General features: G+C 73.7%; 25 protein-coding genes and 2 tRNA genes. 8 read left to right on the plus strand and 19 right to left on the minus strand.

From position 1 onward, the window contains the following. Positions 1 to 56: 56 nt before the first annotated feature. The 6 genes from pdxT to pgsA all read right to left on the minus strand — a co-directional run bounded on the left by pdxT (position 57) and on the right by pgsA (position 5,212). The gene (gene pdxT / locus ACIPXM_RS13325) at positions 57 to 644 is read right to left on the minus strand and encodes a pyridoxal 5'-phosphate synthase glutaminase subunit PdxT (RefSeq protein WP_401654970.1); all 588 of its coding nucleotides are present in this window, start codon (positions 642 to 644) and stop codon (positions 57 to 59) included. A 6-nt stretch (positions 645 to 650) separates the two neighbouring features. Next, complete coding sequence (gene pdxS, locus ACIPXM_RS13330; protein ID WP_401654971.1) at positions 651 to 1,574, minus strand: pyridoxal 5'-phosphate synthase lyase subunit PdxS; 924 nt, start codon at positions 1,572 to 1,574, stop codon at positions 651 to 653. 124 nt (positions 1,575 to 1,698) lie between these two features. Then, positions 1,699 to 2,241 carry a hypothetical protein gene (locus ACIPXM_RS13335; RefSeq protein ID WP_401654972.1) on the minus strand — a complete coding sequence of 181 codons (543 nt, stop codon included), beginning with the start codon at positions 2,239 to 2,241 and terminating at the stop codon, positions 1,699 to 1,701. A 159-nt stretch (positions 2,242 to 2,400) separates the two neighbouring features. After that, entirely contained in the window at positions 2,401 to 3,558 is a 1,158-nt protein-coding gene (locus ACIPXM_RS13340) for a glycosyltransferase family 4 protein (RefSeq protein WP_401654973.1), read from the minus strand. After that, the gene (locus ACIPXM_RS13345; protein WP_401654974.1) at positions 3,555 to 4,553 is read right to left on the minus strand and encodes a phosphatidylinositol mannoside acyltransferase; all 999 of its coding nucleotides are present in this window, start codon (positions 4,551 to 4,553) and stop codon (positions 3,555 to 3,557) included. Before ACIPXM_RS13345 ends, ACIPXM_RS13340 begins: the two co-directional genes overlap by 4 nt. Then, positions 4,550 to 5,212 carry a phosphatidylinositol phosphate synthase gene (gene pgsA, locus ACIPXM_RS13350; protein ID WP_401654975.1) on the minus strand — a complete coding sequence of 221 codons (663 nt, stop codon included), beginning with the start codon at positions 5,210 to 5,212 and terminating at the stop codon, positions 4,550 to 4,552. The genes ACIPXM_RS13345 and pgsA overlap by 4 nt, the downstream gene beginning before the upstream one ends. A gap of 365 nt (positions 5,213 to 5,577) precedes the next feature. Between pgsA and ACIPXM_RS13355 the strand changes: the two genes are divergently transcribed. Both ACIPXM_RS13355 and ACIPXM_RS13360 read left to right on the plus strand, forming a co-directional pair. Next, positions 5,578 to 7,848, plus strand: coding sequence for an elongation factor G-like protein EF-G2 (locus tag ACIPXM_RS13355; RefSeq protein ID WP_401654976.1), 2,271 nt, complete (start codon positions 5,578 to 5,580; stop codon positions 7,846 to 7,848). Positions 7,849 to 8,075: 227 nt separating this feature from the next. Continuing rightward, entirely contained in the window at positions 8,076 to 9,734 is a 1,659-nt protein-coding gene (locus ACIPXM_RS13360) for a hypothetical protein (RefSeq protein ID WP_401654977.1), read from the plus strand. Positions 9,735 to 9,806: 72 nt separating this feature from the next. Here ACIPXM_RS13360 and ACIPXM_RS13365 read toward each other — a convergent pair whose 3' ends face one another. Further along, complete coding sequence (locus ACIPXM_RS13365; protein ID WP_401654978.1) at positions 9,807 to 10,370, minus strand: HIT family protein; 564 nt, start codon at positions 10,368 to 10,370, stop codon at positions 9,807 to 9,809. Between the two features lie 65 nt (positions 10,371 to 10,435). Here ACIPXM_RS13365 and ACIPXM_RS13370 point away from each other — a divergent pair, with 65 nt between their 5' ends. Next, complete coding sequence (locus tag ACIPXM_RS13370) at positions 10,436 to 11,092, plus strand: potassium channel family protein (RefSeq protein WP_401654979.1); 657 nt, start codon at positions 10,436 to 10,438, stop codon at positions 11,090 to 11,092. Between the two features lie 92 nt (positions 11,093 to 11,184). On the opposite strand, the gene thrS is transcribed toward ACIPXM_RS13370, so the two are convergent. The 3 genes from thrS to ACIPXM_RS13385 form a co-directional block, all read right to left on the minus strand. After that, a complete protein-coding gene (gene thrS, locus ACIPXM_RS13375; RefSeq protein ID WP_401654980.1) occupies positions 11,185 to 13,161 on the minus strand; it encodes a threonine--tRNA ligase in 1,977 nt (658 codons plus the stop codon). Between the two features lie 193 nt (positions 13,162 to 13,354). Continuing rightward, a complete protein-coding gene (locus ACIPXM_RS13380) occupies positions 13,355 to 14,683 on the minus strand; it encodes a hypothetical protein (RefSeq protein WP_401654981.1) in 1,329 nt (442 codons plus the stop codon). Then, positions 14,684 to 15,259 (minus strand): DUF4365 domain-containing protein, encoded by a 576-nt coding sequence (locus ACIPXM_RS13385; RefSeq protein WP_401654982.1) that lies wholly within the window; start codon positions 15,257 to 15,259, stop codon positions 14,684 to 14,686. Between the two features lie 120 nt (positions 15,260 to 15,379). Between ACIPXM_RS13385 and ACIPXM_RS13390 the strand changes: the two genes are divergently transcribed. Next, positions 15,380 to 16,108, plus strand: coding sequence for a 3'-5' exonuclease (locus ACIPXM_RS13390; RefSeq protein WP_401654983.1), 729 nt, complete (start codon positions 15,380 to 15,382; stop codon positions 16,106 to 16,108). 45 nt (positions 16,109 to 16,153) lie between these two features. On the opposite strand, the gene ACIPXM_RS13395 is transcribed toward ACIPXM_RS13390, so the two are convergent. Continuing rightward, a tRNA-Val gene (locus tag ACIPXM_RS13395) sits at positions 16,154 to 16,225 on the minus strand. A gap of 40 nt (positions 16,226 to 16,265) precedes the next feature. Next, positions 16,266 to 16,766: an SRPBCC family protein gene (locus ACIPXM_RS13400; RefSeq protein ID WP_401654984.1), complete on the minus strand. Its 501-nt coding sequence runs from the start codon at positions 16,764 to 16,766 to the stop codon at positions 16,266 to 16,268. An 83-nt stretch (positions 16,767 to 16,849) separates the two neighbouring features. Here ACIPXM_RS13400 and ACIPXM_RS13405 point away from each other — a divergent pair, with 83 nt between their 5' ends. Next, the gene (locus ACIPXM_RS13405) at positions 16,850 to 19,282 is read left to right on the plus strand and encodes an SCO7613 C-terminal domain-containing membrane protein (protein WP_401654985.1); all 2,433 of its coding nucleotides are present in this window, start codon (positions 16,850 to 16,852) and stop codon (positions 19,280 to 19,282) included. A gap of 66 nt (positions 19,283 to 19,348) precedes the next feature. Here the strand turns inward: ACIPXM_RS13405 and ACIPXM_RS13410 are convergent. Both ACIPXM_RS13410 and ACIPXM_RS13415 read right to left on the minus strand, forming a co-directional pair. Then, positions 19,349 to 19,423 (minus strand) — tRNA-Val (locus ACIPXM_RS13410). Between the two features lie 54 nt (positions 19,424 to 19,477). Next, entirely contained in the window at positions 19,478 to 19,891 is a 414-nt protein-coding gene (locus ACIPXM_RS13415; protein ID WP_401654986.1) for a TIGR02611 family protein, read from the minus strand. Between the two features lie 189 nt (positions 19,892 to 20,080). On the opposite strand from ACIPXM_RS13415, the gene ACIPXM_RS13420 reads away from it, so the two are divergent. Both ACIPXM_RS13420 and ACIPXM_RS13425 read left to right on the plus strand, forming a co-directional pair. Then, positions 20,081 to 20,494 (plus strand): SsgA family sporulation/cell division regulator, encoded by a 414-nt coding sequence (locus ACIPXM_RS13420; protein ID WP_003959770.1) that lies wholly within the window; start codon positions 20,081 to 20,083, stop codon positions 20,492 to 20,494. A gap of 191 nt (positions 20,495 to 20,685) precedes the next feature. Continuing rightward, positions 20,686 to 21,243 carry a CGNR zinc finger domain-containing protein gene (locus ACIPXM_RS13425; RefSeq protein ID WP_401654987.1) on the plus strand — a complete coding sequence of 186 codons (558 nt, stop codon included), beginning with the start codon at positions 20,686 to 20,688 and terminating at the stop codon, positions 21,241 to 21,243. 40 nt (positions 21,244 to 21,283) lie between these two features. Here ACIPXM_RS13425 and ACIPXM_RS13430 read toward each other — a convergent pair whose 3' ends face one another. Together ACIPXM_RS13430 and ACIPXM_RS13435 are read right to left on the minus strand one after the other, a co-directional pair. Continuing rightward, positions 21,284 to 21,529: a hypothetical protein gene (locus ACIPXM_RS13430; protein ID WP_401655229.1), complete on the minus strand. Its 246-nt coding sequence runs from the start codon at positions 21,527 to 21,529 to the stop codon at positions 21,284 to 21,286. Positions 21,530 to 21,662: 133 nt separating this feature from the next. After that, positions 21,663 to 22,100, minus strand: a complete 438-nt coding sequence (locus ACIPXM_RS13435; protein WP_401654988.1) for a hypothetical protein — start codon at positions 22,098 to 22,100, stop codon at positions 21,663 to 21,665. A 194-nt stretch (positions 22,101 to 22,294) separates the two neighbouring features. Here ACIPXM_RS13435 and ACIPXM_RS13440 point away from each other — a divergent pair, with 194 nt between their 5' ends. Next, entirely contained in the window at positions 22,295 to 22,828 is a 534-nt protein-coding gene (locus ACIPXM_RS13440) for a DsbA family protein (RefSeq protein WP_401654989.1), read from the plus strand. Between the two features lie 39 nt (positions 22,829 to 22,867). On the opposite strand, the gene ACIPXM_RS13445 is transcribed toward ACIPXM_RS13440, so the two are convergent. The 3 genes from ACIPXM_RS13445 to ACIPXM_RS13455 form a co-directional block, all read right to left on the minus strand. After that, positions 22,868 to 23,707 carry a GNAT family N-acetyltransferase gene (locus ACIPXM_RS13445; RefSeq protein ID WP_401654990.1) on the minus strand — a complete coding sequence of 280 codons (840 nt, stop codon included), beginning with the start codon at positions 23,705 to 23,707 and terminating at the stop codon, positions 22,868 to 22,870. 68 nt (positions 23,708 to 23,775) lie between these two features. Continuing rightward, a complete protein-coding gene (locus tag ACIPXM_RS13450) occupies positions 23,776 to 24,606 on the minus strand; it encodes an aminotransferase class IV (RefSeq protein ID WP_401654991.1) in 831 nt (276 codons plus the stop codon). After that, on the minus strand, positions 24,603 to 25,679 hold the full coding sequence (locus ACIPXM_RS13455; protein ID WP_401654992.1) for a chorismate-binding protein: 1,077 nt from the start codon (positions 25,677 to 25,679) through the stop codon (positions 24,603 to 24,605). The genes ACIPXM_RS13450 and ACIPXM_RS13455 overlap by 4 nt, the downstream gene beginning before the upstream one ends. Between the last annotated feature and the right edge of the window lie 261 nt (positions 25,680 to 25,940).

A 25,940-nucleotide genomic window follows, 5' to 3' on the forward strand; every position in this document is an offset into this window, starting at 1 on the left:
GTCTCCTTCGCGTAACCCATTTCTGAACGAACCCCAGAGATCCTACAAGGGTCAGGTCACCGCTCGGCGCGCACCATGTCGACGAACAGCTCGTGGATCCGGTGATCGCCGGTGAGCTCGGGGTGGAACGAGGTCGCGAGCGCCCGGCCCTGCCGTACGGCGACGACATGGCCCTCGTGCTCGGCGAGCACCTCGACCGAGGCGCCGACCGACTCGACCCACGGGGCGCGGATGAAGACGCCCTCGACCGGGGTGTCGATGCCGGTGACCGAGACCGCGGCCTCGAACGACTCGTTCTGGCGGCCGAAGGCGTTGCGGCGGACGATCATGTCGATGCCGCCGAAGGTCTCCTGGCCCGAGCGCGGGTCGAGGATCTTGTCGGCGAGCATGATCAGTCCGGCGCAGGTGCCGTAGACCGGCATCCCGGCCGCGATGCGCTGGCGCAGCGGCTCCATCAGCCCGAAGAGCGTCGCGAGCTTGGAGATCGTGGTGGACTCGCCACCGGGGATCACCAGTCCTTCGACCTCGGCGAGCTCCTCGGGGCGCCGGACCGGCCTGGCCACGGCGTCCGCCGCGGCCAGGGCGATCAGGTGCTCCCGTACGTCGCCCTGGAGCGCCAGGACTCCGATGAGGGGAGTGCTCATGGGTGCTTACCAGCCCCGGTTCGCGTAGCGCTCGGCCTCGGGCAGGGTGTCGCAGTTGATGCCGACCATGGCCTCGCCCAGGTTGCGGGAGGCGTCCGCGATGATCTTCGGGTCGTCGTAGAAGGTGGTGGCCTTCACGATGGCGGCGGCGCGCTTGGCCGGGTCGCCGGACTTGAAGATGCCGGAGCCGACGAAGACGCCCTCGGCGCCGAGCTGGCGCATCAGCGCGGCGTCGGCCGGGGTGGCGACGCCACCGGCGGAGAACAGCACGACCGGCAGCTTGCCGAGCTCGGCGACCTCCTTGACCAGCTCGTACGGGGCGCGGAGCTCCTTGGCGGCGGCGTACAGCTCGTTGTTGTCGAAGCCGCGCAGCTTGGCGATCTCGTTCTTGATCTGGCGCAGGTGGCGGACGGCCTCGACGACGTTGCCGGTGCCGGCCTCGCCCTTGGAGCGGATCATGGCCGCGCCCTCGGCGATGCGGCGCAGGGCCTCGCCCAGGTTGGTGGCGCCACAGACGAAGGGGGTGGTGAAGGCCCACTTGTCGGAGTGGTTGACCTCGTCGGCCGGGGTGAGGACCTCGGACTCGTCGATGTAGTCGACGCCGAGCGACTGGAGGACCTGGGCCTCGACGAAGTGGCCGATGCGGGACTTCGCCATGACCGGGATGGAGACGGCCTCGATGATCTCTTCGATCATGTTGGGGTCGGACATCCGGGCCACGCCGCCGTCCTTGCGGATGTCGGCGGGCACCCGCTCCAGGGCCATGACGGCCACGGCGCCGGCGTCCTCGGCGATCTTCGCCTGCTCGGCGTTGACGACGTCCATGATCACGCCGCCCTTGAGCTGCTCGGCCATGCCGCGCTTGACCCGGGAGGTGCCGATCGCCGAGTTGTCGGCGGACTGCGGAGAAGTGGAAGGCGTGGTGGACACGGGGTACCTCACATGTGACAACGGGGTTGACGACAAGAGGAGGAAACCGCCCCGATGCGGTCCACAGCAAGGGCCAATGTGGAGGCGGTGGATCGTTTTGACGCGGTACGAAGGTGAGCGGGCCTCAGGCCGGGCGATCCGCAAGCGCGAGCGGGGGTTCGTCGTCCATTTCGAAGGCCATCGGGAACGGGGCGTGTCCGGCCAGCCGGAACCAGCGGACCTTGCGGTGGCGGCGCAGGGCGCGGGCCGCGCGGACCGCGTCGTTGTGGAACCGCCGGGCCATCGGCACCCGCCGGACGGCCGCCGCCAGCTCCCCGGCCGCCTCCTCGCCGCCCGGCGCGGCCCGGACGACCTCGACCTGCTCGGCCTCCCCGAACACCGCCCGCAGCGCCTGGCTCAGTTCGCTCTCGGCGACCTCGCGGTGCTCCTCCTCGGCCTGCCGGGCGGCGTGCGCCGCCTCGTACAGGACGATCGAGGCGGCCGGGTCGAGCACCCCTGACGTGGCCAGTTCCTGCGCGACCGAGGCCCGCCGCAGCAGCTGCGCGTCCAGCGCGGCGCGCGCCGCGTCGATCCGCGTGTGCAGCCGGTCGAGCCGTCCCGCGGTCCAGCTGAGGTAGACGCCGATGAGGATCAGCGCGGCAACGGTCCAGATCAGGGTTTGTGTCACGGGCGCACAGGCTACCGGGACGGGCGGTGCCCGAGTGCCGCGTGGGCCTCGGCGGCGAGCACCGGGACCGGGTGCGGGACCTGGCCCGGGGTGCGGGGCGCCGGGGCCGGCGTCCCGCCCGCCCCACGCACACCCGCGCCCCCACCGAGCACTCCCCCGCTACAGCCCCAGCCGCGCCCGCAGGCCGCCGCCCGCGCGCTCGTCCGCCGCCACCGACGCGGCGCCGTCGGTCACCGTCTCGTAGACCGCGAGGATGTCCGCGCCGACCGTGGACCAGTCGAAGCGGCGCACATGCGCCGAACCGCGGGCGCTGAGCTCGGCCCTGCGCTCCGGGTCGCCGAGCAGCCGCAGCGCCTGCGCGGCGAGGTCGTCGGCGTCCTCGTTGCCGAACAGCGCGCCCGCCGCGCCCTGGTCCAGGACCTGGGCGAAGGCGTCGAGGTCGGCGGCGAGCACCGGCGCGCCCGCCGACAGGGCCTCGACCAGGATGATGCCGAACGACTCGCCGCCGGTGTTGGGCGCCACGTACACGTCGACACTGCGCAGCAGCCGCGCCTTGTCCTCGTCGCTGACCATGCCGAGGAACTCGACCCGGGCGCGCATCTCGGGCGGCAGCGAGGCCACCGCCTCCTCCTCGTCACCGCGCCCGGCGACCAGCAGCCGGGTGTCCGGGCGTTCGGCCAGGATCTTCGGCAGCGCCCGCATCAGCACCGGCAGGCCCTTGCGGGGCTCGTCGATGCGGCCGATGAAGCCGAGCGTGCCGCCCTGCCACTCCGCCTTGGGCTCGGCCCCGGCGAAGAAGTCGACGTCGACGCCGTTGGGGATGACGACCGCGTCGCCGCCCAGGTGCTCCACCAGGGTGCGCCGGGCGTACTCGCTGACCGCGATCCGGGCGCTGATCTTCTCCAGGGCGGGCTGCAAGATCGGGTAGGCCGCGATCATCGCGCGGGAGCGCGGGTTGGAGGTGTGGAAGGTCGCCACGATCGGCCCCTGCGCCGCCCAGCAGGTGAGCAGCCCCAGCGAGGGCGAGGTCGGCTCGTGGATGTGGACCACGTCGAAGGTGCCGTCGTGCAGCCAGCGCCGCACCCGGGCCGCCGACAGGAAGCCGAAGTTGAGCCGCGCCACGGAGCCGTTGTACGGCACCGGGACCGCGCGCCCCGCCGACACCACGTACGGCGGCAGCGGGGTCTCGTCGTCGGCGGGCGCCAGCACGGAGACCTCGTGGCCGAGCCGGATCAGATGCTCGGCGAGGTCGCGGATGTGGAACTGGACGCCGCCCGGCACGTCCCAGGAGTACGGGCAGACGATACCGATCCTCACGCGTCCCGCTCCCCCGCCCGGTCGGCCGCCGAGGGCCGTTCCGCCAGGTCGGCGAGCCACAGTCGCTGGAGCATGTGCCAGTCCTCCGGGTGGTCCGCGATGCCCCCGGCGAAGACGTCGGCGAGGGTCTGTGTCATGGAGGACGTCTTCTCGGCGCGGGTGCCTGACCCGGGCACCGGGATCGGCGCGTGCACTTCTCCGCGCATCACGTCGGTGTCGTCGTACCAGAGGGTCACCGGGATCAGCAGCGCGCCGGTCTGCTGGGCGAGCATCGCGGGTCCGGCGGGCATCCGGGCCCGCTCGCCGAAGAAGTCGACCTCGACGCCGGACGCGGACAGGTCGCGGTCGGCGACCAGGCAGACCAGTCCCCCGGCCCGCAGCCGCCGGGCGAGCACCCCGAACGCGGCGCCGCCGGTGTGCGGCAGCACCTCCATGCCGAGCGACTCGCGGTAGGCGACGAACCGGTCGTACAGCGACTCGGGCTTGAGGCGTTCGGCGACCGTGGTGAAGGGCACGCCGATCGCCCGGGTCACCCACACCCCGGCGAGGTCCCAGTTGCCCATGTGCGGCAGCGCGATGATCACGCCGTGCTCGGAGGCGAGGGCGTCCGTGAGGTGGTGCACGCCCTTGGGGTCGAAGCTCCCGGCGGCGCGCTCCTTGCTCCAGGTGGGCAGCCGGAAGGACTCCATCCAGTAGCGCATGTACGAGCGCATCCCGGCCTTCGACAGCTCGGCGAGCCGCTCGGGCGTGGCGTCCGGCACCACCCGGGCCAGGTTGGACTCCAGGCGCAGCACGCTCTTGCCGCGCCGTTTCCAGGCGATGTCGGCGATCCGGCGGCCGAGGGCCTTGGCCACCGGCTCCGGCAGCTTCTTCACGGTGGCCCAGCCGAGGCCGTACAGACCGTCGGTGACCGTGTCCTTGAAGGTCCTGGCGTCCTCGCCGCCCTTGGCGCTCTTCGCGTCCTTGGTGTCCTTGGTGTCCTTCGGTGCGCTCACGAGGCGGCCTCGCTGCCCCGGGCCGCGGCGGCGTCGGCCTCCGCGGACTCCCGGCGCACGGTCACGACCCGCTGGCCGAGGGTCACCGCGGAACCGGCGGCCACGATCCACAGCGCGATCGGCAGCAGCACCTGCACGCCGGGCACGCCGAACGTGTGGAGTCCGGCGACACCGGCGGCGACCAGCGAGATCACCAGGCGCTCGGCGCGCTCGATCAGTCCGTTCACGGCGACCGGCAGGCCGATCGATTCGCCACGCGCCTTGGTGTACGACACGACCTGGCCGCTGGCCAGGCAGAAGATCGCGACCGCGCACAGCACGTTGTCGTCGCCCTTGCCCGCGTACCAGAGGGCGAAGCCGCCGAAGATGGCGCCGTCGGCGACCCGGTCGAGGGTCGAGTCGAGGAACGCGCCCCAGCGGCTGGAGACCCCGGCCTGCCGGGCCATGTTGCCGTCGACGAGGTCGGAGAAGACGAAGGCCGTGATCACGATCGTCCCCCAGAAGAACTCGCCGCGGGGGAAGAAGACGAGGGCGCCGACGACGACGCCGGCGGTGCCGAGCAGCGTGACGGTGTCGGGGCTGACGCCCCGGCGGAGCAGAAACGCGGCGAACGGTGTGAGGACACGCGTAAAAAAGGCACGCGCGTACTTGTTCAGCATGGCCTTCCCGAGGTTCGGTGGGCCGCGCGGCCCCTACGACCACCGGCTCACCCATCGTAGCCACGTGGGCCCCCGCGAAAGCGGCGGCACCCGCCCGCCGCGTCGCCGACCCCGGCTCGTACGGGCGTCCGAGCCGGGTCGGGGCCGCCGCCACGGGTACCGGCGGGGCGCCTTCCGGCCGTCACGCGTACGACGTATGGACGCAGCGTGACGTCGGTGCAAAGCTCGTAGGACGACCGCGGGCGTCGCCGGAGCCGCACGCGACGGGCGGCCGGGTGCCCCGGACGCCGCCGGACGCGCCACTCCCCCCTCGCCCGCGCCCCACCCCACTTCACCTCACCGTACGAGCAGTCGGGAGGCACATCATGGGCGACAAGGCGCACACCCACGCCGGAGCCGCGGGCAGGGCTCCGACGGCCGACCGGCCCGCGGAGGTGCGGAACGTGGTGCTGGTCGGCCACAGCGGATCGGGCAAGACCACCCTCGTCGAGGCCCTCGCCCAGACCGCGGGCGCGGTCAACCGGGCGGGCCGGGTCGAGGACGGCGGCACCGTCTCCGACCACGACGAGATCGAGCACCGCCAGCAGCGTTCCGTACAGCTCTCGCTCGTCCCGCTCGCCTGGGGCGGCTACAAGATCAACCTCCTGGACACCCCCGGGTACGCCGACTTCGTCGGGGAGCTGCGGGCCGGTCTGCGCGCCGCGGACGCGGCCCTGTTCGTCGTCTCGGCCGCGCAGGAGGCCGACGCGGTGGCCGGGGCGACCCGCGCGGTGTGGGAGGAGTGCGCGGCCGTCGGGATGCCCCGGGCGATCGTGGTCACCCACCTGGACACCGCCCGCACCGACTTCACCCGGCTCACCGAACTCCTCGGCACCCTCTTCGGCGGCGACGACCCCGACGCGGTGCTCCCCCTCTACCTGCCGGTGCGCGGCGCCGAGGGCGCCGACGGGCACGCGCCCGCGACCGGCCTGGTCGGGCTGCTGACCGAGCGGATCTTCGACTACTCGACCGGGACGCGCCGGGAGGACCCGCCCGACGAGGCGCAGCGGCCGCTGATCGCCGAGGCCCGGGCCCGGCTGATCGAGGGGATCATCGCCGAGAGCGAGGACGAGTCCCTGATGGACCGCTACCTCAGCGGCGAGACCATCGATCTCAAGACGCTGGTCGACGATCTGGAGAAGGCGGTCGCGCGCGGCACCTTCCATCCGGTGCTCGCCGCCGCGGCGGCGGCCGACGGCGGCAGTCAGGGTCTCGGCACGGTCGAGCTCCTGGAGCTGATCACCGGCGGCTTCCCGAGCCCCCTGGAGCGGGCCGCCCCGGCCGTGACCACCCCGGACGGCGCGGCGGGCCCGGCCCTCGCCTGCGACCCGGAGGGCCCGCTGGTGGCGGAGGTGGTGAAGACCTCGTCCGATCCGTACGTGGGGCGGCTCTCGCTGGTACGGGTGTTCTCCGGCACCCTGCGGCCCGACGAGACCGTGCACGTGTGCGGGCACGGTCTCGCCGACGGCGCACGGGCGGCGGGTGCCGTCGGCGGGACCGGCGACGGCGCGGCCGGCGGCGGCCCCGAGCAGCATGACGCGGACGAGCGGATCGGCGCCCTGACCTCCCCGTTCGGCAAGCAGCAGCGCACCCTCGCGCACGCCGTGGCGGGCGATCTGGCCTGTGTGGGCAAGCTGTCCCGGGCCGAGACCGGCGACACCCTGTCCGCGAAGGACACCCCGCTCCTGATGGAACCGTGGCGGCTGCCCGCGCCGCTGCTGCCGCTGGCGATCGAGGCGCACAGCAAGGCCGACGAGGACCGGCTCTCGCAGGGCCTGGCCCGGCTCGTCGCCGAGGACCCGACGATGCGGCTCGAACAGAACCAGGACACCCATCAGGTGGTGCTGTGGTGCCTGGGCGAGGCGCACGCCGACGTGGCCCTTGAGCGGCTGCGCGGCCGCTTCGGCGTCCAGGTCGACACCGTGCCGCACAAGGTGTCGCTGCGGGAGACCTTCGGCGGCCCGGCGGGCGGGCGCGGCCGGCATGTGAAGCAGTCCGGCGGGCACGGCCAGTACGCGATCTGCGAGATCGAGGTGGAGCCGCTGCCGCCGGGCAGCGGCATCGAGTTCGTCGACAAGGTGGTGGGCGGCGCCGTGCCGCGGTCCTTCATCCCGTCGGTGGAGAAGGGCGTCCGGGCCCAGGCGGCCCGCGGCGTGGCGGCCGGATACCCGCTGGTCGACATCCGGGTGACGCTGCGCGACGGCAAGGCGCACTCGGTGGACTCCTCCGACGCGGCCTTCCAGACGGCGGGCGCGCTGGCCCTGCGGGAGGCGGCCGCCGAGGTGGAGGTGCGGCTCCTGGAGCCGGTCGCGGAGGTGCGGGTGCTGATCCCCGACGAGTACGTGGGCGCGGTGATGAGCGATCTGTCCGGGCGGCGCGGCCGGGTCGTCGGCACCGAACAGGCCGGTTCCGGACGGACGTTGGTGCGCGCCGAGGTGCCGGAGATCGAGATCGGGCGGTACGCGGTGGACCTCAGGTCCGTGTCGCACGGCACCGGCGGCTTCGACCGCTCCTACGCCCGGCACGAGCCGATGCCGCCGCAGCTCGCGGAGCGGATCCGCGCGGAGGCGGCCGGGAAGCCGGGCCGGGCGGCCTGAACGGCCCGTGCCCGCCCGGTGGCTGACGACGGGTCGGCACCGGGCGGGCCCGGGCGGGCGCGGTCCTCGGGCGGCCGGGGCGCCGGGCGGACCGCGTGCGGACCGCATTCGGACGGCTCCGGCCGCTCCGGTGACGCGGTGGTCGCCACCCGGTTACGCTGGGGTGCCCAGCTCAGAAGGTGTGCGGGGCGCGGCAGTTGGGAACAGCCCGCACAGGAACCGTGGCGATGGGGGCGGCAGTGACGATCGGCAGTTTCGGCATCGGGGCGCAGATCCCCCTCCAGGGCTCTGACGCGCAGACGGCGGCCACCCATGCCCTCGCCTCCGCCGCGTACCGCGACAGCCCGGTCGAGGCGATCCTGGACGCCAACAACGACTGGCACCAGTCGAAGGTCAAGGAAGGCAAGTGGACCAAGCTGTTCCGGCCCGACCTCGGCGAGGCGTTCTCCCGCGCCGTGCAGGTCCGGATGCTCGGCGGCGCCCGTAAACCGCTCATCCAGTCCTTCGGCGCCGACCCGCAGCCGGTGGTCGAGCACTGCCTCGCCGCCAGCGGCATCCGCAAGCAGCGCGACATCAAGCTGACCCTGGTCACCTTCTTCCTCGGCGTCCTGTTCCTGCCCGGTCTCCTTCTGTGGCTCGGCGTGATCCAGCTGCGCCGGCTCGCCGCGGGCTCGGAGAACCGCCGTACCAGCGCCGTCGGCACCGCCCTGCTGGTCGCCGCCGGACTGTTCGCCGCGCTGGTGCTGATCAAGCTGCCGTTCGACGGGGTGCTGCCGAACTATCTGCGGGCGATGATCGTGGCGCCGGTCCTCGGCTGGTTCCTGGCCCGCCGGATCTGCGAGAACACCGCGGTCGCGCTGCGCGAGCGGTGGACCGCGCTGCTCAGCGGCGGCGGTGTCGGCGCCGCGGTGCCCGAGGCGGTGCCGAAGGACCCCACCGAGAAGACCGCCGAGGAGCTGCGGGTCAACCTGGAGAAGCTCGGCGCCGAGCAGCAGTCCAACATCGTCTTCTACGCGGGCCCCAAGGGAATACTGGGCATGGGCACCCGCTGGGGCAGCTGGACCATGGCCGAGGAGCTGGTCCCGCGCGAGGGCAAGGAGCTCCACGACTTCCGCGCCTGGGACGTGGTCCGGCAGATCCACACCGAACTCACCCTGCTGGAGCGGGGTTCACTGAAGACCGGCTTCCCCAAGCCGACGGTGAAGCACTGGATCGTCTCCCCGGTCGGCGAGGGCGCCGACGAGGTGTCCCGCCCCGAGGGCGAGAACATCGTGCACTTCCAGGTGAAGCCGCACGAGATACAGCGCATCTGCAACGACCAGCAGTTCGGCAGCGGCAACCGGCACTACCTGGGCGTCCAGTTCACCCTGTGGGACGGCCAGTTGGTGCTCACCATGATGGTGACGGTCACCTCGCTGCACCGCACGCTGCGCGTGGAGGTCACCGGTCACGCGCTCGGCCCGGTGCACTCGCTGTTCTCCGCGAAGCCCAAGGCGAAGACCAAGGAGGTCTCCAAGACCGTCCGGTTCTGGGAGACCCGCGAGATCAAGCTGCCGGTCACCGACACCGACGATGTGGTCCGTCAGGCCGTCCGGGCGCCGCTCACCTGGTTCCCGCCGGTCCTGGACTTCCTCGGCGGCAAGCTGGTGCTGCCCGAGCCCTTCGGGCTGCGGCACGCCTGGGCCGGACAGCCCTGGCGGCATCGCTTCATGGCCGACGACGCCATCCGTACGGCGACCCCGGTGCTGCGCGCGGTGCACGCGGCCACCATCCGGGTCCTGGACGACCACAACGTCGACACCGAGCGCTTCACCAGCCGCTCGCTGATGCTCAGCGGCGGCATCCAGGACCCGGGGCCGAGGAAGGCCGACCTCTACGACGCGTAGCAGCCGGCCCTCCGGGCGGTGCGGGGTCCCGGGTCTCCGGGACGGCGGGGCTCCGGGGCTCCGGGGCCGTGGTCAGAGCGCGGCGGGCCAGGCGTCGGCCAGCATCTTCCGGGTGTCGCCGAGCAGCTGCGGCAGCACCTTGGTGTGGCCGACCACCGGCATGAAGTTGGTGTCGCCGCCCCAGCGCGGCACCACGTGCTGGTGCAGGTGCGCGGCGATCCCGGCGCCCGCCACCGTGCCCTGGTTCATGCCGATGTTGAAGCCGTGCGCGCCGGAGGCCGCGCGCAGCGCGACCATCGCCCGCTTGGTGAACTCGCCCAGCTCGGCGGTCTCGGCGGGGTCGAGGTCGGTGTAGTCGGCGACGTGCCGGTACGGCACCACCATCAGGTGGCCGCCGTTGTACGGGTACAGGTTGAGCACCGCGTACACGCTGGCGCCGCGCGCGATCACCAGACCGTCCTCGTCCGATTTCGACGGGATCACGCAGAACGGACAGCCGTCGTCGGCGCCCGGCCCGGTCGGCTTGTTCTCGCCCTGGATGTACGCCATCCGGTGAGGCGTCCACAGGCGCTGGAACGCGTCCGGCGTCCCCACTCCGATCTGCTGCTCCGGCTCAGTCGTCATGCTGTGCAGCATATTGCTTCGCCCGTTCGGAACGTGTCGCCGGGGCGGAAGATCGGCGCGGAGGCGATCCTTGACCGATGAGCGACAGTCCCCCGACCCCGCCCCGGCAGGACCGCTGGGACCGCCGCATGGAGCTCCCGCTGACCGTGGCCTCCCTGGTCTACCTCGGCGGCTACGCGGTCCGGATCCTGGCCCGCGACCTGCCGGACGTCTGGCGCGACCTGTGCCTGGCCCTCACCTTCGCCGCCTGGGCGCTGTTCGTCGCCGACTACGCGGTCCGGCTCCGGCTCAGCGGTCTCGGCCCGCTGCGCTTCGTCCGCCGCCATCTGCTCGACACCGTGGTGGTGCTGCTGCCGCTGCTGCGCCCGCTGCGGATGGTCAAGCTGTACGACCGGGTGCAGCGCCGCCAGGACCGGCCGCGGCTCACCCTGTACGCCCGGGTGATGACGTACGCCGGGCTCACCGCGCTGCTGCTGGGCTTCGCGGGGGCGCTCACCGTCTACCAGGCCGAGCACGGGGCGCCCGGGGCCACCGTGCGCACCTTCGGCGACTCGGTGTGGTGGACCTGCGCGACGCTGGCGACGGTGGGGTACGGCGATGTGGCCCCGGTGACGCCGCTGGGCCGTACGGTCGCGGTCGGTCTGATGGCCTGCGGGCTCGCGCTGCTCGGGGCGGTGACGGGTTCGTTCTCGTCGTGGCTGATCCAGAGCTTCCGGCGGGAGGACGAGCGCTGAAGGGTGTCGCGGAAGGCTCGGCGCGGGCACGGGAGCGGCCCCCGGGGTGATCCCCGGGGGCCGCTCCTGGAACGTGTGCCGCGTCGGCCGGGTCAGACCTGGACGCGCCGCTCGACGACGTCGGCGATCTTGGCCAGGGCCTCCTCGCGGGGGACGCCGTTCTCCTGCGAGCCGTCGCGGTAGCGGAAGGAGACGGTGCCCGCGTTCATGTCGTCGTCACCGACGATGATCATGAAGGGGACCTTGAGCTTCTGCTGGTTGCGGATCTTCTTCTGCATCCGGTCGGACGAGGCGTCGACCTCGACCCGCAGGCCCTTGCGCTTCGCCTCGGCGGCGAACTCCTGCAGGTACTCGACGTGCGCGTCGCCGATCGGGATGCCGACCGCCTGCACCGGGGCCAGCCACGGCGGCATGGCGCCCGCGTAGTGCTCCAGGAGCACCGCGAAGAAGCGCTCGATGGAGCCGAACAGGGCGCGGTGGATCATCACCGGGCGCTGACGCGAGCCGTCCGCCGCGGTGTACTCCAGGTCGAAGCGCTCCGGCAGGTTGAAGTCCAGCTGCACGGTCGACATCTGCCAGGTACGGCCGATGGCGTCGCGCGCCTGCACAGAGATCTTCGGGCCGTAGAACGCGGCGCCGCCCGGGTCGGGGGTCAGCGGCAGGCCCTGCTTCTCGGCGACCGACTGGAGGACGGCGGTGGCCTCCTCCCACGCCTCGTCGGAACCGACGTACTTCTCCGGGTCCTTGGTGGACAGCTCCAGGTAGAAGTCGTCCAGACCGTAGTCGCGCAGCAGGTTGAGGACGAAGGTGAGCGTCTTGTCGAGCTCCTCCGCCATCTGCTCGCGGGTGCAGTAGATGTGGGCGTCGTCCTGGGTGAAGCCGCGGGCCCGGGTCAGGCCGTGCACGACGCCCGACTTCTCGTACCGGTACACGGTGCCGAACTCGAACAGGCGCAGCGGCAGCTCACGGTAGGAGCGCCCGCGCGCGTCGAAGATCAGGTTGTGCATCGGGCAGTTCATGGGCTTGAGGTAGTAGTCCACGCCCTCGTCGAGCTGCATGGGCGGGTACATGCCCTCGGCGTACCAGTCGAGGTGACCGGACTTCTCGAAGAGCTTGCCCTTGGTCGCGTGCGGCGTGTAGACGAACTCGTAGCCCTCCTCCTCGTGCCGGCGGCGCGAGTAGTCCTCCATGACCCGGCGGATGATGCCGCCCTTGGGGTGGAAGACGGCGAGGCCGGAGCCGATCTCGTCCGGGACGGAGAACAGGTCGAGCTCGTTGCCGAGCTTGCGGTGGTCGCGCTTCTCGGCCTCGGCGAGGAAGTCGAGGTGGGCCTTCAGCTCCTCCTTCGACGGCCAGGCGGTGCCGTAGATGCGCTGGAGCATCGGGTTCTTCTCGCTGCCGCGCCAGTAGGCGGCGGCGTTGCGCATCAGCTTGAAGGCCGGGATGTTCCGGGTGGTGGGCAGGTGCGGACCGCGGCACAGGTCGCGCCAGCACAGCTCGCCGGTCTTCGCGTCGAGGTTGTCGTAGATGGTCAGCTCGCCGCCGCCCACCTCGACGTCCGCGCCGTCGTCGGTGGACGCGGCGCCCTTGATGCCGATGAGCTCCAGCTTGTACGGCTCGTCGGCGAGCTCCTCGCGGGCCGCCTCGTCGGTGACGACGCGGCGGGCGAAGCGCTGGCCGCGCTTCTGGATCTCCTGCATCTTCTTCTCGATGGTCTTGAGATCCTCGGGCGTGAACGGCTTCTCGACGTCGAAGTCGTAGTAGAAGCCGTCCCGGACCGGCGGGCCGATGCCCAGCTTGGCCTCGGGGAAGAGCTCCTGCACGGCCTGCGCCATGACGTGCGCGGTGGAGTGCCGCAGGATGTTCAGACCGTCCTCGGAGGAGATCTCCACGGCCTCGACGACATCGCCGTCGGCCAGCTCGTAGGAGAGGTCCTTCAGCTCACCGCCGACCCGGGCGGCGATGACGGTGCGGTCGTCGGCGAACAGGGCGCCGGCCGTGCTGCCCGCGCTCACCGCCCTTGCCTCCGGCCCCTCGGCGGACTGGACGGTCACGCGGACTTCAGACACGAGTGCTCCATACATAGGGGCGCGGGCAGACACGAGGTGCCGGCGCCAACGGCGCACGGCAGAGACGAGGTGCCGCGCACGCCCGATCCTACTGGCAGCGGGGCCGCCCCACCGGCCCCGGCCGCCGCCCGCCGGGCGCCCCCGCCCGGTCCCCGGATCGGGCCCCGGGTCGGTCCCCGGATCGGTCCCCGGGTCAGTCCTCGCCGGGCCCGTCGGGCTCCCCGAAGAAGTCGGGGTCCTCGATCGAGCCGTGCCGCGACTTCATCAGCCGGTCCCGCTCGGCCTCGTCCACCTGCACCGGGGCGACGCCGGTCGCGTCGCTGAGGCGGCGGAAGCCGCCGCGGCTCTCCAGCCGGCCGACCACCCGGATCGGCAGGCCGACGAGATGGGCGTGGCCCGCGGTGCGGTAGGCGTCCTCGTCGAGGGTGACCCGGACGTGCCCGACCTCGGCGCCCGCGAGCACCCGGAGCCGTACGGTGCCCTCGCCGCGCGGTCCCGAGCGGCGCATCCGGACCACGGTGCCGGTGATCCGTACCGGCACGGACGGCTCGTCGTTCAGATAGCGGGCGCCCGCCTCGCGCAGCGCGGGCAGGTCGCCGGGCGAGAACTCGACGGGTTCGGGGCGGATCGCGCAGCCCTCGGGGGTCCCGGCGGCCGGGGACCACTCCAGGGCGACGCTGGCGCCCTCGGAGCCGCGCACCAGCGCCACCAGGGCCTCGGTGAGCTCACGGCTCACCCCGGCCTCGACCGCCGCGTCGAACGCCTCCATGCCGCCGGTGGCCCGCTGGTAGTCGACGGCCTCCCGGGCCGCGTACAGCGCGTGGTAGAGCCGCACCGAGACGGCCCGGCCGGGGTCGACGGGCAGGAAGGCGGTCATGCCCCGGCCGCCGGGGGCGGCGCCGACCACCACCGACTCCAGGGACGCCTGGGCCTGCCGCCGGTGCCGGGAGCCGTGGTACCCGGCCCGGCCGCGGACGGCGAGCGCCCCGGCGAGCAGCACCCCGCGGGCGGCGGTGCGCAGCTGTTCCTGCACCGGCCAGGGCACCGCGCCCGCGGGTCCCGGTGGCACGTCGCGCCACCAGCGGATCTCGTCGCTGGGGACGGCGAGGCCGGTGAGCACCTCGCGGGCGGTGGGGTCGGGGCTGTGGGCGAGGGCGGTGAGCGCCTCGCCGATGAGGTCGGCGCAGTCGGGGAAGGCCCGGCTCTCCGGGACGAGCAGGCTGACGCCGCGGCTGCCGGCCGCCGGTCCGGGCGGGGACCAGCGGCTGTAGCGTCCGGCGGCCCCGCCGCGCCGCCGCCAGCCGTGCCGGGCGAGCAGCGCGCCGAGCACCCGGGGGTCGACCCGGCCGGGGTCGGGGGCCTCGCCCAAGTCGGCCCAGGGGCCGACGGGGGCGGCGGGCACCCCGGTCCAGTGGCCGGGGAGTTCGGCGGGCGCGGGGTGGGGGTGGGGCCGGAACGGCGGCGGTACGGACATGGGGCCGTGACCGGCCCCGTCGGCTGGTTCCTCGATGGGCCGGTGCATTCAGGGTCTCCCTCCCACGCCGACCCGGGCCATGATCCCGCACAGCGCCCGGTCGTCGAAGATCCGCGCCGTCGGGATGCGCACGGTGGTCCTGTGGCGTCCTGTGACCGGGTGTCCGGCCAGGTTGATCCAGTAGCAGCAGTGGCGCAGGTCGAGCCCGTCGTGCCCGGCCCGCAGCCAGTCGTCCCGGTCGCGCGGTACGAGCATCACGACCAGGATCTTGTGGACCGCGACGGGGGTCCGGGCGAGCTTCACCAGGTGCTCGTTGTCGAGCGTGAAGGAGAAGGTGCCCGAGGTGGCTCCCGGCGGCCTCGGCGGTATCTGGTAGGTGCACTTGAGCTGCACCTTGATGGTCACCTCGTCGTCCACGGTGTGGCCCGGCGAGCCGTGGCTCACGTGCCAGTCGATGCCGTTGTCCGGAAACGGCTGCGACAGCGAGCACCCGGCCGCCGCCGCGACCGCGTGGAGATACCCCACCTGGAGGGTCTCCATGCAGGCGGTGGTGGCGAGTGAGCCGCGCAGCGGTGCTGCCCGCTGGGGTGGCAGCCCATCCGACTCGGGCTGGGCGAGCGCCATGTCAATTCCCTTCCCCGTCACCTGTGTTGTGACCGGTCCGCGTACGGCGCAAACAGCCCGGGTATCAACGATTCGGGCAGGGGGATGGCCATCTGCCGCGCACGTGCGAGGAGTTCGGGGATGACGACCAATTGGTTCGAGGGGCCCCTGGCCGCTTTCGACACGGAGACCACGGGAGTCGACGTCGAGGAGGACCGGATCGTGTCCGCCGCCCTCGTCGTCCAGGACGCGGCCGGGATGCGGCCGCGGGTGACGCGCTGGCTGGTCAACCCGGGCGTGCCGGTGCCGCCCGGGGCGACCGCGGTGCACGGGCTGACGGACGATCATCTCCAGCGGCACGGCCGGTGGCCGTCGCCGGTGGTGGAGGAGCTGGCCCGGGCGATAGCCGAACAGAGCGCGGCGGGCCGCCCGCTGGTGGTGATGAACGCGCCGTTCGATCTGACGATCCTGGACCGGGAGCTGCGGCGGCACCGGGCGTCGTCGCTGCCGCGCTATCTGGAGCATGTGCCGCTGTGCGTGCTCGACCCGCGGGTCCTGGACAAGCACCTGGACCGGTACCGCAAGGGGCGGCGGACGCTGACGGACCTGTGCGCCCATTACGAGGTGGTGCTCGACGGGGCGCACGACGCGGCGGCGGACGCGGCGGCGGCCCTTGACGTGGTCCGGGCGGTGGGGCGGCGGTTCGCGTCCCGGCTCGAACGGTTGTCGCCGGGTGAGCTGCACACCCTGCAGGCGGTGTGGCACGCGGCCCAGGCCCGTGGTCTGCAGGCGTGGTTCGCGCGGCAGGGCACGCCGGAGCCGGTGGACCCGGCGTGGCCGCTGCGGCCCGAGCTGCGGGCGGCGGCCTGAACGGCGAAGGCCGGTCCGTCTGGTGACGGACCGGCCTTTTCCCGGTGGGCGATACTGGGATCGAACCAGTGACCCCTTCGGTGTGAACGAAGTGCTCTCCCGCTGAGCTAATCGCCCGGGCAACGCGTTGAACCATACAGTCCCGACGGGGCTCGGTTCAAACCGATGGCGGCGCGGGCGGCCGGGGGCCGCGCAGGTGGGCGGTGAGGCCGCGGCGGCCGCCGCGCATCATCAGGGTGTGGTTGGCGCGGAAGAAGGGGCGTCCGGGCACGGCGAGGGCGCGCAGCAGCGGGCTGCGGACGTCGACCTCCTGCTCGTACAGGGCGCGGGTCCCGATCTCCGCGCCGGTGCCGGGGCCGGTGCCGGCGGGCTCGGGGGTGAGGGTCCAGCGGGCCCAGCCGTCGAGGTCGCCGCGCAGCGAGACCTCCAGGACCCGGGCGACCGGATCCTGGCGCACGGCCCGGGCGGTGACGACGAGTTCGTACGGGAGCAGCGAGCGGAAGCGGGCGGTGCCGGTGCGGTCGTCGAGCGGGACGACCTCGCGGACCTGCGGCCACCAGAGCGGATAGTCCTCGGCGCGGGCCAGCACCGTGTAGACGGTGTCGGGCGGGGCGGCGAGGCGCCAGACGCTGCGGAAGCGGTAGTGGCACCAGTCCATGGGGCCAGTGTCGGGTACTCAGCCGTGGATCTGAGTACCCGCGCGCATCCGCCGGGAGTGTGTCCGGCGCCACACTCCGTGGCATGACCTCCCCTCTGCCTCCCGCCGAGGAGCTGGCGCTCGTGGAGCGCGAGCTCGCGGCGCTCGACATCCGCCGGGCCCATCTCCTCGCCCGGCGGGACTGGCTGCTCCGGGTGCTGCACGCGATGCGGACGCCCTCGCCGGTCCCGGTGCCCGTTCCGGTGCCTTCGACGATGCCCGGGCCGGGCCCGGGCCGTTCGGCCGAGCCGTGGCCCGCGGTGCGGTCCCGGCCCGACGCGAGCCCGCGCGACACCCAGAACGTGCTGCTCACGCTGGGCGGGGTGCTGCTGTCCGTGGCCGCGCTCGTGTTCACCCTGGTCAGCTGGGGTTCGATGGGCATCGGCGGCCGGTCGGCGGTGCTCGGCGTGGTCACCGCGGCCGCGCTCCTGGTGCCGGTGGTGCTGCTGCGGCGCGGGCTGCGGTCGACGGCGGAGGCGGTGGCGGCGCTCGGTCTGCTGCTGACCGTGCTCGACGCGTACGCGCTGCACCGGGTGGTGTTCGCGGCCACCGGCGGACTGGCGTACACGGCGGTGGTGTCGGCGGTCCTGGCGGCCGCCTGGGGCGGGTACGGGCGTGCGCTGTCCGGGCCGCGGCTGCCGCTGCCCGCCGCCGTGGTCGCGGCCCAGCTGCCGCTGCCGCTCGGGGTGGCGGCGGCCGATGGCGGGGGGCTGCCGGTGACCTGGGCGATGCTCCTGACGGCGCTCGCCGACCTGGCGGTGCTGGTGTCCGTGAAGCCGTCGGCCCCGCGGACGACGGCGGGCGCGGCGGCGGCCGTGCTGGGCGGCTGGGCGCTGTGCGTCGGGCTCGTCCTGTCCTTCGACGCGCGGCTGACGGCGCTGCCGCTGCTCGTGGTGTGCGCGGCGGCGCTGCTGTGGCTGGGTTCGCGGTACGCGCGTACGCAGGCGGCTCCGGCCTCGTTCGCGGCGGCGGTGGCGGCGGGCATCGCGCTGATCGCGGCGGCGGGCGGCGCGTACCGGTCTCTGGTGTCCGACGCGTGGCTGGTGGCGGTGTACGCGCTCCTGGGGGTGGGGCTCGCGGCGGCGGTGCTGGTCCGCAGGGCGCGGCCGGGGGTGCTGCGGCGGGGTCTCGCGGCGGCGGGCGGCGGGGTGCTGGGGCTGGGGGTGCTGTGGGCGCTGCCGCCGGCCGCGGTGGGGCTGCTCGCCCCGGCCGGTGCGGAGGCGACGTGGGCGCGGGACCTGTCCGACGCGGTGATGACCGCCTACGCGTGGTCGGCGCTGCCGGTGCTGCTGATCGCGGTGGTGGCGACGGCGCTGGTGCCGCGGCTGTGGGCGCGCGGCCCGGCGCTGGTGCTCGTCTGGGTGCTGCTCACGGAGCTGCCGGTGGCGTTGCTGCTGCCGTACGGGTGGACGCTGGCGACGCGGTTGCTGACGACGGCGGCGGCGCTGGCCCTGGCGGCCCGTCCGGTGCCCGCGCTGCGCGGGGTGCGGCTCCCGGCGGGCGGCTGGCCCGCGACGCTGGTGGGCTGGCTGGGGTGTGCGTGCGGTCTGCTGTCGGCGGGGTCGGCGCTCGGCGTGGCCGTGGACACCCGGGCGGGGACGTTCGTGGCGCTCGGGGTGCTCGTGGTGCTGTTCGGCGGGCTCGCGGCGGTCGGTGCGGGCGGTCGGCGTCTTGTCGCCGGGGGCGTGGCGGTGCTCACGGTGGCGGGTCTGGTCGCCGAGGGAGCGGCGGTGGCGGGCCTCGATCCGGTGGCCGCGGGTCTGGTGCTGCTCGTGGTGCCCGCCGGGTCGGCGGCGGTGGGCGGGTGGCTGCGGCGGCACCCGCTCGCGCTGGTGGTGGAGGCGACCGGCGCGGCCGTGGGGGTCGTCGCCCTGGTGCTCGCCGCGGGCCGGGCGGCGCCGGGCGCGCTCGCGCTGGCGCTGGCCGGGGTGATCGCGGCGGCGACGGCGGTACGGGCGGAGCGCCGCCAGGTCGCGTCCTGGTGCGCGGCGGCGCTGTTCCTGCTCGCGAGCTGGGTGCGGCTCGCGGCCTGGGAGGTGACGGTGCCGGAGGCGTACACGCTGCCGGTGACGGTCCCGGCCCTGGTGGTGGGGGTGCTGCGGCGGCGTACGGACCGGGAGGCGTCGTCCTGGACGGCGTACGGCCCGGGGCTCGCGGTCACGCTGGTGCCGAGCCTGCTGGCGGTCTGGGCGGTGCCGGGCGGGCCGCGGCCGCTGCTCCTGGGCGGGGCGGCGCTGCTGGTGACGCTGGTGGGGGCACGGTGGCGGCTGCAGGCGCCGCTGGTGCTCGGCGGGATGGTGCTGGCCCTGGTCGGGGCGCACGAGCTGACGCCGTACGTGCTGCGCGCGGTGGCGGCGCTGCCGCGCTGGCTGCCGCCGGCCCTGGCGGGGCTGCTGCTGCTCGCGGTGGGCGCCACCTATGAGCAGCGACTGCGGGACGCCCGGCGGCTGCGGGAGCGGCTCGGGCGGCTGCGCTGAGCGGCGGCCGGCCGGGAACGCGCCGAGGGCCCGGAGACGGTGTCGTCTCCGGGCCCTCGGTCCGGGTGGTGGGCGATACTGGGTTCGAACCAGTGACCTCTTCGGTGTGAACGAAGCGCTCTCCCACTGAGCTAATCGCCCGGGCGCACCGCAAACATTACCCCATGTCAGCGGGGCTCCCGTACCAACGACGGGTTACTCGTCGATCTTCCACGGCATGACGAGACCGAACTTCCAGAGGTAGATGCCGAGCAGCACCGCGATGATCACCAGGCCGATGACGGTGAGGATGATGTTGCGGCGGCGGACCTTGGGATCGAGGGCGCGCTGGGCGGCCTCGGTGACCTTGCGCTTGGTCCAGCGCAGCACCAGCTGGGCCCAGACGAACTCGGTGGCCCAGATCGCCATGCCCGCGAAGATCACCAGCCAGCCCGGTCCGGGCAGCGGCAGCATCACGATGCCCGCGCCGACGACGGCGAGGCCGACGACGAAGACGCCGACCTGCCAGCTCAGGTGAAGGGTCCGGCGGGCCTTGATGAATTCAGGGGCCCGGGATCCCAGGGGCGCCTCTTCGGATTCCCCGGCGCGCTGGTCACTCTCCGCATTCATGGCCCCAACTTACCGGACGGTGCCGCCTTGCCGGAATGGCCGTATTACCCAAAGTTACACGCGTCCATACGAGCTACCTGAACGATCACAAAACAGACAGAGGGGTTTACAACGGCACCGTAGGTGGCATGTCGATTTCGCCGACGTGCGAATCCCCGAGCGCACACTGAGCGAAAGGCCCTGGCGCTTATGAACACCACGGTCAGCTGCGAGCTGCACCTGCGCCTCGTTGTGTCGAGCGAGTCCTCACTGCCTGTACCCGCGGGCCTGCGGTATGACACGGCCGATCCGTATGCCGTGCACGCCACCTTCCACACCGGAGCCGAGGAGACGGTCGAGTGGGTCTTCGCCCGCGACCTTCTCGCCGAGGGGCTGCACCGGCCCACCGGCACGGGCGACGTCCGCGTCTGGCCGTCGCGCAGCCACGGTCAGGGAGTCGTCTGCATCGCACTGAGCTCCCCCGAGGGAGAAGCCCTGCTCGAGGCCCCGGCGCGGGCCCTGGAGTCGTTCCTCAAGAGGACCGACGCTGCCGTGCCACCGGGCACCGAGCATCGCCACTTCGACCTCGACACGGAGCTCTCCCACATCCTGGCCGAGAGCTGAGCCAGGCCGAGAGCCGCACGGCGCCGTCCGACTCGGGGAGACGGCGCCGCGTGGGCAGTCGTGTCTTCCCACCATCGGCGCTCCTCACCGCGCAGCCGGCGCGGTGCGGGGCGCCGATGCGCTTTTCCGGGTCGCGCTAGAGTTCAGCGCAATTCGCGGGCACCCGCCCGCAGCCGGCCAGGGAGCGAATCGTGCTGATCCCCCACGACACCCGGATCGCGCTCGACACCGTCGTCGATCTGATGAACACCGCCGCGCGCGGTGACCGCGACGACGCGCTCGGGGACATCGACGCACTGCTGTCGTTCGTGCACGCCCACAAGATCAGCGACGTGGGCGAACTGACCGCGGCGGACCTGCGGGCCGTGCTCGACGTGCGCGACCGTTTCACGGCCGTGTTCTCCGCGCCCGACGCCCGGATCGCGGCCACCCTGATCAACCAGCTCGTGGCGGGCGCCGGAACCACCCCGCAGCTCACCGACCACGACAGCTACGACTGGCACGTCCACTACTTCGCGCCGGGCGCGTCCGTCGCCGACCACCTGGCCGCCGACTGCGGCATGGCGCTCGCCTTCATCGTGGTCGGCGGGGAGCAGGAGCGGCTGCGCCGCTGCGAGGCACCGGACTGCGGCCGGGCCTTCGTCGACCTCTCCCGCAACCGCTCCCGCCGCTACTGCGACAGCCGCACCTGCGGGAACCGGCTGCACGTCGCCGCCTACCGGGCGCGCCGCAAGGAAGCCGCGGGCTGACCGGACGGCGGCGCCGTACCGCTACCGCTCGGAGCAGGGGTCAGAGCAGGAAAAGGTCGTGGACCGCGGCCATCAGCAGCAGCGCGCCGATCACCGCCAGGAAGATCATCAGGGGCGGCTGGGAGAGCGCGAAGAGACAGCCCCGCGGTTCCGCCTGTTCGTCCACGGTGGCGGTCGCGGCGCGGGGCGCCGGGATCCGCGGGGCCGGGGCGGCGGGCGCGGCCGCGACGGGCGGCAGCGCGGGGACGGCGGGCTTGGGGACGGTGTCCCCCGAAGTCTCGGGCATCTCGGGGGGATGATGCAGCACCCGCGGACCCCAAGATCGCCCGGAACACCCCCAGGTGGGACGAGTTCACCCCATCCCGTGGACGGCGGGATCGAGAAGGGTCAGAACCGGTCGCCGCGCGATCCGCACCCGGTCAGATTCCGTGCTTCTTCAAAATCGCCTCGATGTCACTGAAGTCCTCGTCGGCCGGCTTGCCCGACGGCTTGGCCGACGGCTTCGCGGGCGCCTGCGCGCGCCGCCCGCCGACCGCGGGGGCCGACGCGGCCGGGGCCACCGCCGCCCGCTGCTCCCCGCCGGTGGTCTCCGCCCGGTCCGACCGCCGCCGCTCCACCGCCCTGGTCGAGGAGAACAACAGCCAGGCCGCCCCGAGCACGCCGAAGCCCGCCCAGGCCACCGGACTGAACGCCGTGTCGGCCAGCCACTCCACCGCGCCGGTCATCACCAGGCCGAGCGGGACCAGCGCGTAGGCCGCGATCCGGGCCGCGCTCAGGAACTTCTTCCGCCACGCCGTGATCCCGGCGATGCCCAGGCCCGCCGCGGCCACCGCGGAGCAAACGGTCTCGGCAAGCATGCGATCCTCCAGGTCCAGGGCGATACGTCCCTTCCATCCTGCACCGTCCCACCCCGCTCCGGCCATGCCCGCGGCCCGGGATCAGGGACATCTCCGGGTCGTCCCCCAGGGAACCCGGCCGCACGACCACCCCGCGCGCTCCCTCCCCGGGACGCTCGGCGGGCCCGCCGGCGCCCGGGTGGGAGACTCCTCCCATGAGCGAGTCCACCACCGAGAACACCAGCCCCGCCTCCGCCGCCTCCCCCGTCGTCCTGGAGGCATGGTTCGACCTGCAGTGCCCCGACTGCTTCGAGGCCCTGGCCGACGTCCGCGCCCTGCGCGCCGCGTACGGCGACCGCCTCGACATCCAGCTGCGCCACTTCCCGCTGGCCAAGCACAAGCACGCCTACGCCGCCGCCCAGGCCGCCGAGGAGGCGTTCGCGCAGGGGCAGGGCTGGGCGTACACCGAGGCGCTGCTCGCCAGGACCGCCGAGCTCGGCGACCGCGGCGAGCCGGTGCTCCTCGCGGTCGCGACCGAACTCGGCCTGGACGCCGAGGAGTTCGACACCGCTCTGATCGACGGCCGGCACCTCCTGACGGTCGACGCCGACGAGGCCGAGGGCAAGGCCGTCAAGGTCACCGGCACCCCCACGTACGTCATCGGCGGCGAGCGCCTCGACGGCGGCCAGAGCCAGGACGGGCTGCGCGCGCGCATCACGGAGATCGCGGACCGGCTGCTCGGCGCCTGACCCCCGCCCCGCCGGGACACCCCGCGCCCCGGGCAGCGCCTACCGCAGCGTCTTGGCGCTGTTCACCAGGGTCGTGCGGTAGCCCAGGGACTCGTAGAGCCCGATGGCCGGGGTGTTGCCCGCGAAGACGTGCAGTCCGAGCCGGCGCTCCCCGGCGGCCAGCGCCAGCCGCTCCGCGAGCAGCATGAGGGCCCGCCCGTAGCCCCGGCCGCGGTGCGCCTCGGCGACCTCCACCTCGTACACGAACGCCGTCCGCTCCCCCGGCCGCACCTCGATCGCGCCGGTCCACAGGAAGCCGACGACCGCGCCCGCGACGACCGCCACGTACACGTCGGTGCCGGGGGTGGCGAGGCCGTCCGGCAGATAACGGCGGTGGCTGTCCTCGGCCTTGGCCCGCGCCTGGTCCTCGGGGACGCCCCGCTCGATCCAGCTCTGCGCGAAGGCGTCCTTGGTGCGCTCCGACCAGACCGCGAACTCCCGCTCGCCCATCGGCCGCGCCACCACCCCCACGGGCAGCTCGGGGGCGGTGTCCGGGAGGTCCTTCAGCATGTTCCGGCTGCGCTCGGTGTAGCCGAGCGAGCGGGCGAGCCGCAGTGCCGCCGCCGCGTCCGCCGGGACCGAGACGGTCACCTCCGTGCAGCCCCAGCCGCGCAGCACCTCCTCGCCCGCGAGGGCCGCCACCGCGCCCCGGCCGCGGCCTCGGTCCGGCTCGTCGACGCCGAGGTCCTCGATGAGACCCGCGGCCGGGCCGAAGCCCGGGTCGGTGGCGAGCCGGACGGAGCCGACCCGACGGCTGTTGACACAGATGTCGTACGCGCGGGAGCGGACGCCGTCGGCGGACTGCTGGAGCGGCTCGGACGGCCGCAGGGTGGTGGTCATCACCGCTGTTCTACCCATCGGACGGCGGTCCGTCAGCCCAATTTCCGCCGCCCGCCCGGCGGGCCGGGTCAGCCGAGCGCCGGATCGCGGTCCTCGGCCGCCCGCTCGTCGAAGATCCGCATGGCCTTGGCCGTGACGGGACCGGGCGCCCCGGCGAGCTCCCGGCCGTCGACCCGGTGCACGGCCTGGACGTCGCGGAGCGTCGAGGTCAGGAAGATCTCGTCGGCGCGATCGAGGACGTCCAGCGGCAGGTCCGTCTCCTCCGCGCCGGTCCAGCGGACCGCCAGCGCGCGCGTGATGCCCGCGAGACAGCCGGAGGCGACCGGCGGGGTCAGGATCCGGCCGTCGAGGACGACGAACACATTGGATCCGGTGCCCTCGCAGAGCTGCCCCACCGTGTTGCCGAACAGCGCCTCGGTCGCGCCCCGCTCGCGCGCCCTGGCCAGGGCGACGACGTTCTCGGCGTACGAGGTGGTCTTCAGGCCCGTCAGCGCGCCGCGCTCGTTGCGGGTCCAGGGGACGGTGACCACGGCGGTGGAGTCGGCCCGCCGGGTGGTGGCGCCGACGGCCACGATCAGGCTGGCGCCCTCGTCGCCGCGCTCGGAGCCGAGCGGGGAGAGTCCGCCGGTGTAGGTGATGCGCATCCGCCCGAGCTCCGTCGGGTTGGCCGCGAGGACGGCGGCGCAGGCCCGGCGCACCTCGTCGAGGTCGGGCTCGGGCAGCCCGAGCCCGGCGGCGGAGCGGGCCAGCCGCTCCAGGTGCAGGGTGAGGGCGAACGGTTCGCCGCGCTCGGCCTTCACGGTCTCGAAGACGCCGTCGCCGACGGTCAGCCCGTGGTCCAGGACCGAGAGCCGGGCGGACCCGGCGTCGTGCAGTGCGCCGTTGACCCACAGTTTCATCGGGAGATGGCCTTTCCGCTCGCCTCGTACGCGCCGCCGGTGGCGGCGGCCGCGTCGCCCGACGCTATCGCGACGAGCCGGGACGCCTTCAGCTCGGTCTCCGCCCACTCGCGCTCGGGGTCGGAGCCCCAGGTGATGCCCGCTCCGGTGCCGAAGCGCAGGGTGTCGTCGGCCCGGTCGATCCAGAAGGTGCGTATCCCGACGGCCAGCTCGGCGGTCCGCCGGTCGGCGTCGACCCAGCCGATGCCGCCGCAGTAGGGGCCGCGCGCCACGGTCTCCAGGGCCTCGATGATCCCGAGCGCGCTGGACTTGGGGGCGCCGGTCACCGAGCCGGGCGGGAAGGTGGCGGCGAGCAGCTCACGCCAGCCGGCGCCGGGGCGCAGCTCGCCGCGCACGGTGGACACCAGGTGCACCAGACCGGGGTGCGGTTCGACGGCGCACAGCTCGGGCACGGTGACGGAGCCGGTGGCGCAGACCCGGCCGAGGTCGTTGCGGACCAGGTCCACGATCATCACGTTCTCGGCGTGGTCCTTCTCCAGGAGGTCGTCGGCGGTGCGCCCGGTGCCCTTGATCGGTCCTGACTCGACGGTCTCCCCGGTCCTGCGCAGATACAGCTCGGGCGAGGCGGTGGCGATCTCCACGCCGTGCGCGGGCAGCCGGATCGTTCCGGCGTACGGGGCGGGGTTGCCGCGCGCGAGCAGCGCGGTGAGCGCGTCGACGTCGGCGGCGGCCGGGTCGGGCAGCGGCGCGGACATCACCCGGCAGAGGTTGGCCTGGTAGACCTCGCCGCGCGCGATGTGCTCCCGGATCCGGCGGACGCCCGCCGTGTACGCGGCGCGGTCGAGCGAGGACGTCCAGTCGTCGGCCGCCGGTCCGCGCCAGCCGCCCGGCACCGGCGCGGGCACCGGGTCGGGCCGCACGTCGCCGAACCGGGCGCAGGTCAGCCGGCCCTCGAAGTCAGCGACGACCGCCCAGAACCCGGACGAGTCCAGGGCCTCGGGGTCGTGGGTGACGTCCCGCAGATCGGTGGCGAGGAGGCCGCCGAAGCGGGCCAGGGGGGTGAGGGGGTGCACACAGCGAGTCTAGGGCGGCGGGCCGGAAGGGGCCGGAGGGAACGAGGCGGGGGGCCGAAGGGCCCCGGGCGGGCGGCACCGTGGGGCGGAGGTGACGGGTGTGGCGGACTCCAGAGGGCGGCTGCGCGCCATCTCGGGAACACACGGAGTGAACGTCGTACGAACGCTCCCGGCCGCCTCGACCGGGCCGCAGGTCAGCACGCTGCGGAAACGCGTTTTTGTACTGGCCCAGGAATCCGCTAGAGTTCAACACGTCGCCGG

Source organism: Streptomyces sp. NPDC090025 (assembly GCF_044748125.1).
GTDB lineage: Bacteria > Actinomycetota > Actinomycetes > Streptomycetales > Streptomycetaceae > Streptomyces.